Source organism: Achromobacter deleyi (genome assembly GCF_013116765.2).
In the GTDB taxonomy this organism is placed as follows: domain Bacteria; phylum Pseudomonadota; class Gammaproteobacteria; order Burkholderiales; family Burkholderiaceae_B; genus Achromobacter; species Achromobacter deleyi_A.
On the sequence record NZ_CP074375.1, the window covers coordinates 5,621,238 to 5,637,257 of the forward strand.

The 16,020-nt window shown below is 63.0% G+C and carries 15 protein-coding genes; 7 read left to right on the top strand and 8 right to left on the bottom strand.

The features are described 5' to 3' along the window. Positions 1 to 12 precede the first annotated feature (12 nt). The 4 genes from HLG70_RS25490 (at position 13) to HLG70_RS25505 (ending at position 6,978) form a co-directional block, all read left to right on the top strand. Positions 13 to 3,531 carry a LysM peptidoglycan-binding domain-containing protein gene (locus HLG70_RS25490; protein WP_213697139.1) on the top strand — a complete coding sequence of 1,173 codons (3,519 nt, stop codon included), beginning with the start codon at positions 13 to 15 and terminating at the stop codon, positions 3,529 to 3,531. 8 nt (positions 3,532 to 3,539) lie between these two features. After that, entirely contained in the window at positions 3,540 to 4,214 is a 675-nt protein-coding gene (locus HLG70_RS25495) for a hypothetical protein (RefSeq protein WP_171668013.1), read from the top strand. A 503-nt stretch (positions 4,215 to 4,717) separates the two neighbouring features. After that, positions 4,718 to 5,805, top strand: a protein-coding gene (locus tag HLG70_RS25500; RefSeq protein WP_171668014.1) for an IS3 family transposase whose coding sequence is annotated in 2 segments (ribosomal slippage) — positions 4,718 to 4,970 and positions 4,970 to 5,805 — 1,089 coding nt in all. Because the reading frame shifts where the segments join, the coding sequence is not laid out codon by codon here. Between the two features lie 27 nt (positions 5,806 to 5,832). Further along, a complete protein-coding gene (locus HLG70_RS25505; RefSeq protein ID WP_213697140.1) occupies positions 5,833 to 6,978 on the top strand; it encodes a hypothetical protein in 1,146 nt (381 codons plus the stop codon). Between the two features lie 125 nt (positions 6,979 to 7,103). Here HLG70_RS25505 and HLG70_RS25510 read toward each other — a convergent pair whose 3' ends face one another. From HLG70_RS25510 to HLG70_RS25520, 3 genes are all read right to left on the bottom strand, one after another. Then, positions 7,104 to 7,661 (bottom strand): RNA 2'-phosphotransferase, encoded by a 558-nt coding sequence (locus HLG70_RS25510; protein WP_171667617.1) that lies wholly within the window; start codon positions 7,659 to 7,661, stop codon positions 7,104 to 7,106. 184 nt (positions 7,662 to 7,845) lie between these two features. Further along, positions 7,846 to 8,886: a DUF2235 domain-containing protein gene (locus HLG70_RS25515; protein WP_171667618.1), complete on the bottom strand. Its 1,041-nt coding sequence runs from the start codon at positions 8,884 to 8,886 to the stop codon at positions 7,846 to 7,848. 277 nt (positions 8,887 to 9,163) lie between these two features. Beyond that, complete coding sequence (locus HLG70_RS25520) at positions 9,164 to 9,589, bottom strand: organic hydroperoxide resistance protein (protein WP_171667619.1); 426 nt, start codon at positions 9,587 to 9,589, stop codon at positions 9,164 to 9,166. Positions 9,590 to 9,835: 246 nt separating this feature from the next. Here HLG70_RS25520 and HLG70_RS25525 point away from each other — a divergent pair, with 246 nt between their 5' ends. After that, positions 9,836 to 10,597, top strand: a complete 762-nt coding sequence (locus HLG70_RS25525; RefSeq protein ID WP_171667620.1) for a 5'-methylthioadenosine/adenosylhomocysteine nucleosidase — start codon at positions 9,836 to 9,838, stop codon at positions 10,595 to 10,597. 3 nt (positions 10,598 to 10,600) lie between these two features. Here the strand turns inward: HLG70_RS25525 and HLG70_RS25530 are convergent, their stop codons facing one another. From HLG70_RS25530 to HLG70_RS29665, 3 genes are all read right to left on the bottom strand, one after another. Next, a complete protein-coding gene (locus HLG70_RS25530; RefSeq protein ID WP_171667621.1) occupies positions 10,601 to 11,947 on the bottom strand; it encodes an ATP-binding protein in 1,347 nt (448 codons plus the stop codon). Then, positions 11,944 to 12,684, bottom strand: coding sequence for a response regulator (locus tag HLG70_RS25535; protein WP_171667622.1), 741 nt, complete (start codon positions 12,682 to 12,684; stop codon positions 11,944 to 11,946). Before HLG70_RS25535 ends, HLG70_RS25530 begins: the two co-directional genes overlap by 4 nt. Positions 12,685 to 12,765: 81 nt before the next feature. Then, positions 12,766 to 12,897, bottom strand: coding sequence for a hypothetical protein (locus HLG70_RS29665; RefSeq protein ID WP_267970721.1), 132 nt, complete (start codon positions 12,895 to 12,897; stop codon positions 12,766 to 12,768). A gap of 173 nt (positions 12,898 to 13,070) precedes the next feature. Here HLG70_RS29665 and HLG70_RS25540 point away from each other — a divergent pair, with 173 nt between their 5' ends. Both HLG70_RS25540 and HLG70_RS25545 read left to right on the top strand, forming a co-directional pair. Next, positions 13,071 to 13,760, top strand: coding sequence for a cytochrome c biogenesis CcdA family protein (locus tag HLG70_RS25540; RefSeq protein ID WP_171667623.1), 690 nt, complete (start codon positions 13,071 to 13,073; stop codon positions 13,758 to 13,760). 16 nt (positions 13,761 to 13,776) lie between these two features. Beyond that, positions 13,777 to 14,301 carry a thioredoxin family protein gene (locus tag HLG70_RS25545; RefSeq protein WP_171667624.1) on the top strand — a complete coding sequence of 175 codons (525 nt, stop codon included), beginning with the start codon at positions 13,777 to 13,779 and terminating at the stop codon, positions 14,299 to 14,301. A gap of 79 nt (positions 14,302 to 14,380) precedes the next feature. On the opposite strand, the gene HLG70_RS25550 is transcribed toward HLG70_RS25545, so the two are convergent. Further along, complete coding sequence (locus HLG70_RS25550; RefSeq protein ID WP_171667615.1) at positions 14,381 to 14,545, bottom strand: hypothetical protein; 165 nt, start codon at positions 14,543 to 14,545, stop codon at positions 14,381 to 14,383. Positions 14,546 to 14,601: 56 nt separating this feature from the next. Further along, complete coding sequence (locus HLG70_RS25555; protein WP_171667625.1) at positions 14,602 to 16,011, bottom strand: tetratricopeptide repeat protein; 1,410 nt, start codon at positions 16,009 to 16,011, stop codon at positions 14,602 to 14,604. Positions 16,012 to 16,020 lie beyond the last annotated feature (9 nt).

The following is a 16,020-nucleotide window of genomic DNA, read 5'->3' on the forward strand; positions in this document are numbered from 1 at the left end:
AACGTCACGGGCGTGCGCAAGCCCGGGCTGTGGACCGAACTGCGCACGGCCTACGATGCGCGCGGCAACAAGACCTTCGAGGCTGACGGCAATGGCAACGCGTCGACCTGGGCGTACGACTACTTCGGTCGTCTGGTCGCGCACACCGACATCGGCGGCGCCAAGTACTACTACACCTACGACTACGCCCGCCAGCTGTTGACGCAGACGAACACGCGCGGCCAGAACCTGAACTACAGCTACGACGCCGCGGGTCAGGTCACGCGGATCCATGACGCCGCCATGGGCAAGATCACGGAGTTCTCCTACGATCACGCGGGCAACAAGGTGCGCGAGCGCACCACGCAAGGCGGAGGCGTCTACCAGAACAACATCATGGGGTACGACGCGCTGGGACGGCTGCGGCAGGTCTCGGACAGCTATCTGCGCCAGAACATCGACTACGACGCCAACGGCAACCGCACGCGGGTGCAGACGCAGTACGGGGATGCATCCAACATCTGGCGGGACCGCGACTACTGGTACGGGTACGACTCCATGAACCGGCAGACGACGGTTGAGGGCGTGAACGCCAATCTGGAGATCAACGCGACGCAAGGCCACAAGCTGAGCTATGACGCGAACGGCAACCGCCTGAGCGACACGTATTGGGACAACCGGATCTACAACGATGGCGGCACCGCCGCCGGCTTCACCACCGAGGCCTATACCTACGACACGCTCAACCGCCTGACCACGTTGCACCGCGACCGGATGTTGCTGGACGCGCGCTACTACGACGGCGCGGACCGCGTCGTGATGAGCGGTATCGACGGGTCGCTGGGCAAGGCCTTCTTCGACCGATCAGGCCTGGCAAACGAACAGAAGCGCAACATGTACGACGCGGCGGGCCGCCTGGCCAACGTGCGCGTGATGCACATGACGGCGGGCGGTCTTGCCAGCCGCTACAACAGCGCCTACACGGGCTATGACCAGGCAGGGAACGTCACCCAGTACCGCATGGACATGTGGGACGGGACGTCCTACACCAACACCTATACCTACACGCACGCGCGCTACGAGGGCTATCGGGAGGCGACGCTGTCGGGAGTCAGCACGCAGCTGGATCCTGGCCAGACGACGTACCAGTACGACGTCAACGGCAACATGATCGGTGTGGTGGACAGCAAGGACAGCAGCAAGAACCAGACGCTGGTCAACGACGCGAACGGCAAGATCCTGATGCGGCTGCAGAACGGCACGACGATGCGGTCGCTGATCGTCAACGGCGAGCTGCTGGGCACCACGGGTCCGAGCGCCGGGGTGGACGACTTCTCGCCGTCGTTCCGTCCGATTGATGGGGGCAATCCCTCGGCCAGTCCGGGCTCGTACCGGATCCAGGCGGGCGACACGCTGCAGACCATTGCGCAGCAGGCGTACGGCGACAGCCGGCTGTGGTATCTGGTCGCCGAGGCCAACGGCCTGGCGAGCGACCGCGACCTGCGCGTGGGCGCCACCGTCACGATTCCGAACCGGGTGACGGGCAACCACAACGACTACAAGACGTTCAAGCCGTACGACCCGGGCAAGCTGATAGGCGACACCACGCCGACGATGCCGGTGCCGGAAGCGGATAGCGGCGGCGGAGGTGGCTGCGGAGGGATCGGGAAGATCTTTGTCGCGGTGGTGGCGGTGGTGGCGACGGTGTTTACGGCGGGGGCGCTGGCAGCGCCCGCCGCCGGCCTGGTGGGGATGATGTCGGCTGGGGTTTCGGTGCTGACGGGGGCTTCCGCGCTGTCCGGTATCGCTGCTGTTGGAATCGGCTTGGCGGCTGGTGCGGTCGGCAGCATTGTCAGTCAGGGCGTCGGCATCGCAATGGGCGTGCAAGACAAGTTCAGCTGGGGCAGTGTCGCGACAAGCGCATTGGGTGCCGGAGTGTCGGCTGGAGTGGGCGTCGCGTTCCAAGGTGGAAACTTCCTGAGCGCAAATGTGGCAACAACGAATGCGGTGAGCACAGGTGCGATGGTTGCGCGAGCCGCCGTCAGTTCCACCGTGAGCCAGGGCATCGCCGTGGCGACGGGCTTGCAGTCGAAGTTCAGTTGGACCAATGTGGCAGCGTCCGGCATCGGAGCCGGTGTGGGATCGGCGGTGGGTGCGCAGGTGTTCCCTAACGCAACGGAGTTTGGTGAACGGTTGACTCGCGGATTTGTGGCGGGAGCGGCGGGCGGCATCGCCGCGTCGGTGCTGTCTGGGGGCAAGGCGAACTACGTGCAGATTGCTGTCGACGCATTCGGGAATGCGCTTGGGAACTCTATTGTTGACGAGATGCGGTCTGAGACACCTGCCTCCTCGCCGTCGAATCGGAACTTGGGCATGGGATTGAAGGTAACCGAGCAGCAGCTCGTCGATTTTTCGCCCGATCCATTGTCGATGGATGATGGCGGCTTGCCTCTGGCGAAACTTCGGGAGAGCCTCTCCAGTCGCGGGCCAGCGGTGACCTACACGAATAACGAAACCGAGGCCGATTTCTACGCATCGCTCGTTCAGATGATGTCCGAGGAGCGGCCACAGCCAGAAGGGATCTATCTCGCAGACAACAGTGGACCTAACTCCAGCGCCGTCGGGGATGCGTGGGCGATATTGCGCAAGGGGCCCAGCTTGGGGGACCTTTGGAGTGAAAAGGGAACTTACTTCTATGGTCTGAAGGAGGGGCGCGCGAACAGGTCTGTGATGGATACCACGCCCACAAGCCTTTCCGAAAAGCTGGGTGCGTTGACACGTGACGTTTTCATTGGAGCAAAGGATGCCTTGTTGGAAGCGCCCCTGATGGCCGCTGACACGGCACAATTGGGGTACTTGACTGGCAAGGCAGTAGTGACTGGACGTGCTGGGGAATTCAATCCATGGAGCGATACGGGCAAGTTTGCCAAGGGAGGGGGGACGCTCGCCGAATTCTATTCCGCACCGTTTGATGCGCTGGGGCAGACCTTTTCAGACCTTGTCCTAGGAGATATCGAGGCGGCAGGGAGTGGCGCGGCGGCCTTGTTGGGAGGAGTAGTAGGCGGTCGGGGAACTCGGTTGCTGGGCGAGGGCTTTGGAGCAAAACTCGGCAATCGAGGCTTGACCTTTGTAGGCGAGTATCTTGGTGAACCCAAAAACGCCTTAGGTAGGATTGCTCGCGATTTTGAATCGGCCACTGCAGGCGCGTTTAGTGACCTTTCGACGCGACAGCGTCAAGTCCCAGCGTTGATGTTCGATAACAAAAATTCGAACGGCTATCCTTACGTTAAATTCGATGGATACGATGTTTTGAGTAATGGAAAAATCGAGCTCATCGATGCAAAGACTCGAATTGTTCCGTTCGATACAAAGGATGGTCCGTATATATCGAGTAGTGTGGTGGATGGTTTGGTCAGGAAGAGTGAGGCTTTATCGCAGAATCCGGATTACATTGGTGTGATCGAATTGCCTACTGCTGAGGCCAGAAGAGAAGCGCAGCAGGTGCTCAAGCGTCTTGGAATAGATAATATTTCTACCAGAGTTAGAAAATAGGAGTGGATATGAAAGTTGAAGCAATATTTAGAAGACGAGCCTTGGTTGGAGAAGATGTTGCTCAACTAAACCATGCTCTTGTAGATAAGCTCTCAAAAATTAGAGAGATTTTTGTTGATCAATGCGATGATCGGCTCGCAATTTTTGATCGAGGAACAGGTGAGAGTGCCAGCACTAACCTCTCGCCATGTCTGGTCCAAGGCGTGTGTGGCGGTGTAATTTATGCATCCCGTATCCAAAGTATGGTGAAGGATAGAGCAACGTCCGATGATTCGCTCGGGTTAGAGATAAACCTTGAAAAGATCGATTTTGTTCGATTTTCTTCGGTAGTGTTTCCAAAAATTGTGCATGCGTTTGGTCCTTATCGAGCAGCGATAGTCACTGACCCTGATCAGGAGTTGGATGACTACGAAAGTGTGGTCGAGGCCAGTAGGACCTCCAATTTGGATATAAATGGCAGGGACGGAGTGTTCCGCTTTCAATCAGCGAATTATTTCGACAACCTCCTATGCACTCGTGCCTTTGGGATGGGAGCCACCGATGTGGCAGCACGACTGGCTGGCCACTTTGATGTTGTGAAGGAGTTTGACGGTGGTGTGTTTTTTTTGACGGCAGACCGACCGGTTCGAGGAACTGAAAGCATCGAGATAGATGCGAGTGTTCGTAGAATCTTGGGTTTATAGGGTTTTTTTTGGGGGGGCAGCTGCCAGCCCTGCTAAAGTGCAGCAGATCTGTCAATACGCCGGCGTTTGCAACCAGTCGATTTCCGATGAGCGTGTTTCCCCTTCTGGTCGCGTATTCACGATAGGCGCATTGCGGAACGCGGCTAGCTCTGCCGCAGATGCGGAGCGAGCGGCTGCGAGAGCTGCTGGCCGGCCGTACACCGGTGTCGTTGGTCATGGTCCAGATACGACTTGGGCCGGAAGACCTGTGTCTCCCTTCTGGCTGGATATGAATAACTCGATTAGTTCCAGTCTTGGTCGTCAAGCGCAGAATTATCCGCTTGGCTACAAGCCAGCGATTTATTTACGAAAGGGATATATTGGACTGGAAACGGGAACTGGTAATCGCTCACCTCGTCAAGCAGAAGATCGCTGAGGTAAATGTTGACGGGCTGTGGGAGGTAATCCCCCCGCAAAAGCGATGAGGTCAGAAGTAGAATTTTCTCGTTGAGGAGTTCTACCGCATGAAGAAGTCGAGATTTACGGATAGCCAGATCATTGAAGCCATCAAGCGCGTGGAGGCTGGCCTTGCTGTTCCTGATCTGTGCCGAGAGCTGGGCATCAGCTCGGCTACGTTCTACAAGTGGCGTTCCAAGTACGGCGGCATGGACGTATCGCTGATGGCGCGCATGAAGGAGCTGGAGGCCGAGAACGCCCGGCTACGCAAGATGTACGTCGAGGAGAAGCTCAAGGCCGAGATCGTGACGGAGGCGCTAGAAAAAAAGTGGTGAGGCCATCTCGCCGCCGCGAGATGGCCCAACGTGCAGTGCAGGATCGCGGCGTATCGATCCGGATGGCCTGCGAGGCGTTCAGCATCAGTCAGACTTGCTATCGGTATGTCGCCAAGGCGGACGCTGAGAACGAGGAGATCGCCAACTGGCTGCTACGTCTGACCGACAACCACCGCAACTGGGGCTTTGGTCTGTGTTTCCTGTATCTGCGCAATGTTCGAGGCTTCGGCTGGAACCATAAGCGCGTGTACCGGATCTATCGAGAGCTCGAGCTGAACCTGCGTATCAAGCCGCGCAAACGGCTGATACGGCAGACGCCTGAGCCACTGACCGTGCCCACCAACGTGAATCAGGTATGGTCGATGGACTTCATGCATGACCAGCTTGCCGATGGGCGCAGCATCCGCGTGTTCAACGTGATTGACGACTTCAACCGCGAGGCGCTGGGCATTGAGGTTGACTTCTCGCTGCCATCCGAGCGCGTGATCCGTACGCTCAAGCAGATCATCGGCTGGCGGGGCAAGCCCTTAGCCATTCGGTGCGACAACGGCCCCGAATACCTGAGCGCGGCAATTGTCGAGTGGGCCGGGGCATGGAGCATAAAGCTCGAATACATCCAGCCGGGCAAGCCGCAGCAGAATGCCTACGTCGAACGGTTCAACAGGACCGTGCGCTACGAATGGCTGTCTCAATATCACTGGGACGATCTGGACCACGTACAGCGCGTGGCCACGCAGTGGATGTGGTCCTACAATCACGAGCGCCCAAATATGGCTCTGGGCGGATTTACCCCCAAACAGCGGTTGGCCATGGCCGCGTAGTGTTCCTACTTCTGGCAATCGCTAAAAATGGGGGGATTACCGACCGAACTGCGCACGGCCTACGATGCGCGCGGCAACAAGACCTTCGAGGCTGACGGCAATGGCAACGCGTCGACCTGGGCGTACGACTACTTCGGTCGTCTGGTCGCGCACACCGACATCGGCGGCGCCAAGTACTACTACACCTACGACTACGCCCGCCAGCTGTTGACGCAGACGAACACGCGCGGCCAGAACCTGAACTACAGCTACGACGCCGCGGGTCAGGTCACGCGGATCCATGACGCCGCCATGGGCAAGATCACGGAGTTCTCCTACGATCACGCGGGCAACAAGGTGCGCGAGCGCACCACGCAAGGCGGAGGCGTCTACCAGAACAACATCATGGGGTACGACGCGCTGGGACGGCTGCGGCAGGTCTCGGACAGCTATCTGCGCCAGAACATCGACTACGACGCCAACGGCAACCGCACGCGGGTGCAGACGCAGTACACCGACGCGTCCGACACGTGGCGCAACCGCGACTACTGGTACGGGTACGACTCCATGAACCGGCAGACGACGGTTGAGGGCGTGAACGCCAATCTGGAGATCAACGCGACGCAAGGCCACAAGCTGAGCTATGACGCGAACGGCAACCGCCTGAGCGACACGTATTGGGACAACCGGATCTACAACGATGGCGGCACCGCCGCCGGCTTCACCACCGAGGCCTATACCTACGACACGCTCAACCGCCTGACCACGTTGCACCGCGACCGGATGTTGCTGGACGCGCGCTACTACGACGGCGCGGACCGCGTCGTGATGAGCGGTGTCGACGGGTCGCTGGGCAAGGCCTTCTTCGACCGATCTGGCCTGGCAAACGAACAGAAGCGCAACATGTACGACGCGGCGGGCCGCCTGGCCAACGTGCGCGTGATGCACATGACGGCGGGCGGTCTTGCCAGCCGCTACAACAGCGCCTACACGGGCTATGACCAGGCAGGGAACGTCACCCAGTACCGCATGGACATGTGGGACGGGACGTCCTACACGAACACCTATACCTACACGCACGCGCGCTACGAGGGCTATCGGGAGGCGACGCTGTCGGGAGTCAGCACGCAGCTGGATCCTGGCCAGACGACGTACCAGTACGACGTCAACAGCTACATGATCGGTGAAGAATAAGGCGCAGCGGTATGTGGCGGACCAGGAAGAGTAGGACTTCGCGACCGGCAGCGCCTTCAGCTGGCCCCTGAATCCGGATAGCAATGCTCAATCCCAGTCAAGCCGCATGAGCAGCCGAGTATTGCCTACGACGGTTCCGGCTGCAGTACCAGGAATGAAGCGGGCACGTTTGCAGTAAGCCAAACGCCATTATCTGCCTGGAAAAAACCAAAGCCCTGTTGTTGCATCAGCCGGGCTTTTATCTTGAGTACGACGGGTTTGCCATGCCGCTGCCCCACCGTGGTGGCGGTGGCGATGTCTTGCGACAAGTGCACGTGGTGACGTTGGCCGGGCCGCAGGCCTTCAGCCAGGATCGAATCCAGAAAGCGCGTCGCCGTACCGTGGTAGAGAAATTCCGGCGGTTCCTTGGCCTTGTGCTGGACCGCGACGGTGGCCGTGGAATGGCCTTGCACGGCGCGAATACGTTGTTCGTTTTCGGAGATTGCAAACCGCTTCTTGTCGCTGCTGGCGGCGACCTCACGGATCAACGCCAGGTCGAGTTCCTTGCCGGCGGCCTTGGCCCCGGCGATCAATGCATCTATCTCGGCCCAGCCCTCGCTGTCCAGGGTGAGGCCGATGGTTTGCGGTTCGTGCCGCAGTACATAGCTGAGGAACTTGCTGATGTCTGTATGGTGATTGCTCATGTTGTCGTACGGCAGCAAGAGGGGATTTAAGATGCCTCGGAATTTAACGTGCCATACGACATTTTCCTACCCCTGCTGGTGAGTCAGTCCGTCAACGCACGCCTCTCAATATTTGGGGGGAGAGATTCAATCCGGCATCATATTTCCGCCCATTGGTCAGCCATGCAGTCGAACGGACCACTTCCTACGGACTCGCCACCGGCAGTTTCCCCAGCTCATCCCTGAAATCCGGATACTCCCGCAAGAACGCCTGGTTCTTCTCGAACCGTTTGAGCAGCCGGTCGTCGATCGTCAGGTTCAGCACCGTGTCCCGGTCCCACAACCGGGGCCGCTTCTTCACGGGAATCGGCACCTTCTGCGTGAATTCCGTGTACGAGTCATGCGGTTCGCACTGCTCGTAGTCGGTGGAGATCCGCTGCAGGACGCCCGCCTCCAGCCCTGCCTGGCGGGCTTTTTCCTGTAGCCATGAAGCTGGCAGCGTCTGCAGGCTTCCGTCCTGGTAGCCGCCGCCGATGTCGGAGTGCGCGCCGATGAACCAGCGCTGCTCGACGGGGCGATCGGCCGGGCGCGGTTCGGAGTTGGACTGGCGGGTCCATAGCGTCGGGAAGTAGGGCTCGCGGTATTCGTTGGTGGCGATGGCGTGATAGGCGTTGTGGACGTGGTTGCTGAGTTCGGTGTCGTGGAAGTTGTAGAACTTGGAGAAGCCGGGAAACGAGATGCCGTTCACGGGGATGCCCAGGCTGCCCACCGTGTCCCAGACGCCGACGAAATGCAGGTCGGTCTCGCGCGAGAACTTTCCGCGGAACGCGGCGGCTGCGGGAGAAGAGGGCGTGCAGTCGTCGCGGTACAGCGCATAGGCTTCGGCGACGCCGTCGTCCGTGGGATTGTTCAGCAGCCCGCATTTGCGGACCATGCCCGCCAGGCTGCGGGCGGAATAGGCGCCGCGGCTGAAGCCGAAGAGGAAGATGTGGTCGCCGGGTTCATGACGTTGGCACAGCCAGCGATAGCCTTGCCGGATGTTGGCGGAGAGCCCCGCGCCAAAGGCGCCGCCCATGAACTTGTCGATGGCGGCCCACAGGCCCTGGCCCTGCGTGCCTACGCCTTCGATGTAGAGCGTTTCCTGCGTGCTGGTCTCGGGCGCCGCCTTGTAGAGCTCGTAGGCGTTAGTGCGATCGTTGGGTTCGTTCCACGTTCCGTCGAAGAATACGGCAAGGTTCTTCACCATGATCGTCTCCACAGATTGAGTCTTTCGATGCCTCTGCTGCGGGCATGGCCTACGCCTGCGGGACGTACGCTAGCACGCGGCAAGGGGTGTCCCGGACGCGTGGTTTCCCTGCTGACGGGATGTACACCATCTTTTTGACTAGCCAATTGGTGGCAAACCGGCGCCTCGCTCCCCGGGTGGACAAGGCCCTCGTAAAAAACGGGTGCACCCTTACTGATGCGCAAGTCGCAATCCGGGCCGGGAAAGGTTGGTATCCAATCCGGCCGGACATTGCGGTTCAGGCGAGCTCGAAGCGTACGTCGATGTTGTCGCGGATGGCGCGCGAGTACGGGCAGATCTGGTGCGCGGTCTCGACCAGGAACTGCTTTTGTTCGGCGTTCAGGCCAGGCAGCGACACCGCCAGGGTCACGCCCAGCGCGAAGTTCGCGCCGCCGTCGACCTTGCCCAGCGATACGCTGGCGTCGATGGCCACGTCCGCCGGCACCGCGATGCCGTGGGTGTTGCCGGCGCGCTTCATCGCGCCCATGAAGCAGGCGGAGTAGCCTACGCCGAACAGCTGTTCGGGGTTGGTGCCGGGCTTGCCCGATCCGGGCGGGCTGAGCGTCACGTCCAGCGCGCCGTCGCTGCTGCGGCCAGCGCCGTCGCGGCCGCTGGTGGTGTGGGTGTGCGCGGTGTAGAGGACCTGTTCGAGTTGCTTTGCCATGATGGCTCCTGAGGGTGGCGCGGCGTGGCCGCGCAAGTGGGTGAGGAGCCCGCATTGCAACAAGCCGCTGTATCCGCGATGTGTCGGGGGGGCGCGTCGATTGCGTCGCGGCGTATCGCGGCGGGGGGTGGATACGCTGCGATACAAAGCCGGCGGAGCGCGGCGTTGGCGGCCGCGGCGGCATTGGGGTATGTTGCGCCCTGGGCGGCATGCAGCCGCGCGCATCATTCAAAGAAGAAGGACATCATGGGACGTCTCGCCATCCTCGGCGCCCTGCACGAAGAAATCGCGGATCTGCTGGCCGCCATGGATCCGGGCGCGGCCATCCACCGCATCGCCATGCGCGACTTCCACGTCGGCACCTTGTGGGGCACGCCTTGCGTGATCGCGCTGAGCCGCATCGGCAAGGTGGCCGCCGCCGCGACCGCATCCATCGTCATCCAGGAATTCCAGGTGTCCCGCGTGATCTTCACGGGGCTGGCCGGCGGCCTGCATCCGCGGGTGCGGGTGGGCGACGTGGTCGTGGCCAAGGCGCTGATGCAGCACGACATGGATGCGCGCCCCTTGTTCGGCCGCCATGAAATCCCCTTGCTGGGACGCGTGTGCTTCGATGCCGATCCGGGCCTGAGCGCGGCGCTGCAAGCCAGCGCCGAGGAGTTCGTGCGTATCGGCGTGCCGCCGTCTCCGCAGGCGGACGCCGCCCGCGCGCAGCCTGCGGTCCACCACGGGCTGATCGCGACCGGCGACGTCTTCGTCAACGACAACGATCTTGCCCATGCGCTGCGCGAGCGCCTGCCCGATGCGCTGTGCCTGGAAATGGAGGGCGCCGCCATGGCGCAGGTCTGCCACGAATTCGGCATTCCCTACGCCGTGATGCGCGTGGTCTCGGATACCGCCGATCACGCGGCGAAGGCGGACTTCACGGATTTCCTGGTGAACCTGGCGCGGGTGTACACGGCGGGGATCCTGAAGCCGCTGCTGCTGTCGGGCGCGCTGCGGGACGCGTAGCGTCTACGGCTGCGCGGGGCGGCCGGCATTTTCGTCTGGCGCGATCCTGATTTCGGCCGACAGGCCGCCGCCTTCGCGGTTGCTCAGGATCAGCCTGCCGCCGATGGCCGCCGCCAGTTGTTGCGCGATCGCCAGCCCCAGTCCCGTGCCGCCGGTATCGCGGCTGCGCGAGCTTTCCAGGCGATAGAAGGGTTGCAGCACGGCGTCCAGCTCGCCGGCGGGTATCCCCGGTCCGCGATCCAGCACGAAGATCGACAGATGTCCGTCGTCTTGCGCCGCCACGCGCACGTCGGCCGCGCCGGCAAACTTCAGCGCGTTGTCGATCAGGTTGCCCAGGATGCGGCGCAGGGCATGCGGCCGGGTGTGGATCGGCGCGGCGCAATGCCCGTCCAGGGTGACCTGCTTGCCCGTGTCCTGGTAGTCGCAAACCAGGCTGTCCAGGAAAGCGTTCAGGTCGATCCGCGCGGGCGTTTCCGTCTTGCCGTGCGCGCTGCGGGCATAGTCTATGCCTTCGCGCACCAGCCGTTCCACTTCATCCAGATCCTGCGCCAGCTTGTCGCGGTCGGGGCAAGCTTCCATGAATTCCGTGCGCAGCTTCATCCGGGTGATCGGCGTTTGCAGATCGTGCGAGATGGCGCCCAGCATCTGCATGCGTTCTGCCACGTGGGCGGAGATACGGTCTTGCATCGCGTTGAAGGCGATGGCGGCATGCGCCACCTCGGCAGGGCCGGTTTCGTTCAGCAGCGGGCTTTTCGCGTTCGGGTCCAGTTCCTCGGCCGCGCGCGCCAGGCGCGTCAGCGGGCGGACCGCCAGGCGCACGGCCAGCCAGGCGCAGACGATCAAAAGCAGCAGTTGCACGCCCAGCACGATCAGCAGCCACGGCGCTGGCCGCATTCGCGACAGCTCGATGTCCAGCACCGCCGGCTGGCCGTCCGACAACACGACTTGCGCCTGGATATGCCGCGGATCGTCCGCCATGGCGCGGATCGTCACCGGACGGGCAGCGCCCAGCGCGGCCTCGATGGCCTGCGCGGCGTGGCGCGCGGCATCCGTGCCCAGCGGCTGGTCGGCCTTGCCATTGCCCAGCAGGTACTGGCGGTTGTTGCTGGACAGGCGCGGCAGCCAGGCCGGGCGTTCTTCGGCGGGCAGGCGGTCCAGGATGTCCATGGCGATGGCGACATCGCGCTCCAGGTCGCCCAGCATCATGCTTCTGGTGGCGCTGTAGCGCTCGTAGAAAAGCGAGGCGAACGACAGGCCATACGCCAGGATCAGGCCTGTCAGGAAGATCAGGAACAGCCGGGCGACCAGCGTGCGGGGCCAGGCAGGGCGATGCGTCGCGGCGGCGCTCACTGGCCGGTTTCCGATACGTCGACGGCGGCGGAAAACACATAGCCTTCGCTGCGGACGGTCTTGATGTACATGGGTTCGCGGGCATCCTCGCGCAACCGTTGGCGCAAGCGGCTGACCAGCAGGTCGATCGACCGTCCGAAGAAATCGGCGTCGCGGCCTTGCGTCAGGTTCAGCAGCTGGTCCCGGTTGAGCACGCGCTGCGGATGGTCCAGGAACACGCGCAGCAGCCGGTATTCGGCGCCGCTGAGCGACACGATGGTGCCCTCGGCGTCCAGCAGGTGGCGGGCGGTGGTGTCCAGCCGCCAGCCGCCGAAGGCGATCTCGCGTCCCGGTTCGGTCACCTGGAAGTCGGGCGGCAGCATCCGCGTGCGTCGCAGGATCGCCTTGATGCGGGCCAGCAGCTCGCGCGCCACGAAGGGCTTGACCAGATAGTCGTCCGCGCCCATCTCCAGCCCCAGGACGCGGTCCATGTCGTCGCTGCGCGCCGTCAGCATCAGGATGGGGATGCGGCGGTGCTTGCCGCTGCGCAGCTCCCGGCACAGCACCAGGCCGTCGTCGCCCGGCATCATGATGTCCAGCACGATCAGATCGACCGACAGGCTTTCCAGCTGGGCACGCATCTGCCGCCCGTCCGCCGCAAGCGTCACCGTCAAGCCGTTCTTCCTGAGGAATCCGCCGGCGAGTTCGCGTATTTCCCGATCGTCGTCCACGATCATGACGTGGTCAATGTGATCCATCTGCGCTTGCCTTTGTGAGTGATGACGGCATGCCGGCCACGGCGCGCCGTTCCGGTACGGGAATTTTATCCAAGGCGGTTCCTAGCGCCCGCCCGGGGGCAGGGGATCCCGGCGCGGGCGGGTGTTGGAGATCAGTTGGCATTGGAAGGGCTTGGCGGCTTCGGCGCTGAAGCCGCCCAGCAACAGCAGAAATACGGCCAGGAGGCGTTTCATGGGGGTCTCTGGTTATGGGCGTGAAGGGTTTATAGCGCCGCGAGGCCCGCGTATTGTGTCGTACTGTATACGCACGGGCGGCGGATACACGTGCTTGAGAAATTCCGCCAATCCGGCACAAGCCGGATACGTGCCGCGGGTGCAATGGGGCCTCTTTCCAAAGGACGACCCCCATGGACCTGATCAACACCCCCATCGCCTTGCTTGCCGGCATGCTGACCATCGCATCGCCCTGCGTGCTGCCCTTGCTGCCGGTGCTGCTAGGCACCTCGCTGGAACGCCAGGACCGGCTGCGCCCCTTGTTCGTGGTGTCCGGCTTCGTGCTGGCGTTTGCCGGCCTGGGCATCGCGCTGAGCGTGCTTTCCAACCTGAATGCGTCCGTGCATGAAGCGGTTCGGTCCACGTCCATCGGCCTCTTGGCGCTGTTCGGCCTGGCGCGGATCTGGCCCCAGCCTTACGACCGCCTGATTGCCCGTGTCGGCGGGCCGCTGCAGCGGCTGGCCGCGGGCGCCGGCGGCTCCGGCAGCGGCAATGCCGGAGGCTTCCTGCTGGGTCTGTCGCTGGGGGCGGTGTGGACGCCCTGCGCGGGGCCGGTGCTGGCGTCGATCCTGGTGCTGGCCGCCAAGGCGCAGAACCTGGGCCAGTCCAGCACGCTGCTGCTGGTGTTCGCCATCGGCGCGGGTGTTCCCATGCTGGCGATTGCCTACGGCGGGCAGGCCATCGCCGCCCGGGTGCGCGGGCTGTCCCGCCACACGCACCGCCTGCAGCAGGGCTTTGGCGTGCTGCTGGTCCTGACCGCGGCCGCCATCTATTTCCAGTACGACGTCCTGGCCTACGCCTGGATCAGCAACCTGTTCCTGTGACCACTAGGAGTTTGCCATGTTTGCCACGTTCAAGAAGATTGCCCTGGGCGCGCTGCTTGCCGCCTCCGTGATGCACGGTTCCGCGCAGGCGGGGCCGGCGGCCATGCCCGCGCCGGAGTTCACCGGCATCGAAAAATGGCTCAACAGCGAGCCGCTGACGATGGAGTCGCTGCGCGGGAAGGTGGTGCTGGTGGATTTCTGGACCTACACCTGCATCAACTGCATCCGCACGCTGCCCTACGTCACCAGCTGGCACCAGAAATACAAGGACCAGGGACTGGTGGTCGTGGGCGTGCACACGCCGGAGTTCCCGTTCGAGCGCTCCACGCCCAATGTGGAAAAGGCGCTGCAGCGCTTCGGCATCACCTATCCGGTGGCGCAGGACAACCGCTACGCCACCTGGGAGGCCTACCGCAACCAGTACTGGCCGGCGGCATACCTGATCGACAAGCAAGGCAAGGTTGTCTACAGCCACTTCGGTGAAGGCAGGTATCAGGAAACCGAGGCGGAGATCCAGCGCCTTCTGGCCCAGCCCGGTTAAGCCTGGTCAGCCCGGCCCGTTACGCATCTGGTCCGCGCACCCTTCGCGAGCGTAAAGAATGGGAAGGGAAGGCTGGCGCTTATCGTCCCGTATCGGGGTAGTTCGGTCCGGGGTCGTGGAAGCCGCCCGCGCTGAAGGGATTGACCGCGCCGGGATGGGGCGGACCGCCAGGGCCGGAGGCGCAGCCGGCCAGGAGAAGAGCGGTGGCCAGGAGTGAAAGCAGGTGCTTCAGCGGGGATTTCATTGAGGTCTCCTGCGTCTGCCCCTCAGCAGGCGCTTGGCTTGCATCGTATAGGAAGATTATAGGTCCGTACCAATGCCATGCCGCAGCGCCTTGCGCGCGATCCGGGTGGTTTCGCAGCGTTGGCGATAGGCTTTCAATGCCTCCGACTCCGTCGGCTGGAACAGGGGGTGCTGATAGCCGGCTTCGCGCAGCGCGGAGTTCATGCGCTGGCCCCATACGCACTGCGCTTTCGCCTGGTCCCAAAGCCGTGCCGCCAGGTCGCGCTGGCCGTTCCGCCATAGCGCCAGACCGTAGTCGGCCACCATTTCCTCGTCGCGCGGGATCTCGCGATACGCCCGCTTCATCAGGCGCAGGCCCTCATCGGTCTCGCCACGCAATGTCAGGATCCAGCCCAGCGTGCCCTGGTTGTAGGGAAGCGGGCGGTTCAGCCGGATGGATTCCCGTGCCTGCGCCTCGGCCTGGGGCAGGTAATCGGGAAAGTCCGCGAGGTAATACGCGATCTCGTTGGCCCAGTCGTGCCCGCGCGCGCGCGCCGCGCGATGCTGCCTGGCCTGCCGCCGCTGCAGGATGGCCGCGTCGGCCAGCGCCAGCTCCGGCATGCCCAGCAATTTTTCCAGCTTCAGGCGGCTGCTCAGCACGTTGTCCTCGGTCGGCCTGAGCGATTGAGGGAAATGCCACTGGCGTGACCGCGCCACGAATTCCCGGGCCCATTCCTCCTTGCCGGCCATCAACAGGAGATGGGCGATGTCCAGTTGCTGCTGCGGCGATTCCGCGCATTGCATGCCGTCGATCAGCTGACGCGCGCCGGCCTCGTCGTTCTGGCTGAACTTGCGGTTGACGGCGTCCAGTTCGTCGAAGCAGGCGCGGTCGTCGGTGACCCGCGCTTCAACGGAGAGCGACAGGGTGCCGGCGGGCTCGTCGTGGCTGAAATAGGCCGTGCCGCCCTGGCCGGTGGTGTAGCCGAGGTCCACCCATTGTTCGCCCCAGCGCTTGCGCATCGTGGTGATGTAGGGCCACCCGGGGAGCGGCGTCTGGTCGCGGCTTGAATTCAGCAGGAAAAACTGGCCCCAGGGGCCGTCGCCGATGCGGCGGATCAGCGTGAAATCCTCCGCGGAATGCGCCTCGCGGGTCCAGATCCAGGCCGTGCGGCCCTGCGCGTCGGTGACGCCGTGCAGGATGCCGTCCTGACTGGGCGTACCTTCGATGGACTGGCCCGCGCCGGTCAGGAACAGCCGGTAGGGTGTGTTGGGGGCGATGGCACTGCCGTGGTTGTTAAGCAGCTTCAGCGTCAGGACCTGGCCATTGTCGCCGCGGCCGTACTGGGGCATGCCTGGCGCGGGCGCGGTAAGCGCGGGGCGATCGGAAGGGGGGGAGGTTTCCGCGCCCTTGGCGGGTGCCGCAGCCGGAGAGAGCAGGAGCGCACTGGCCAGCAGTAGCGGGTGTAGCTTGTTTTGCGGACGCGTCATGGAGACTGC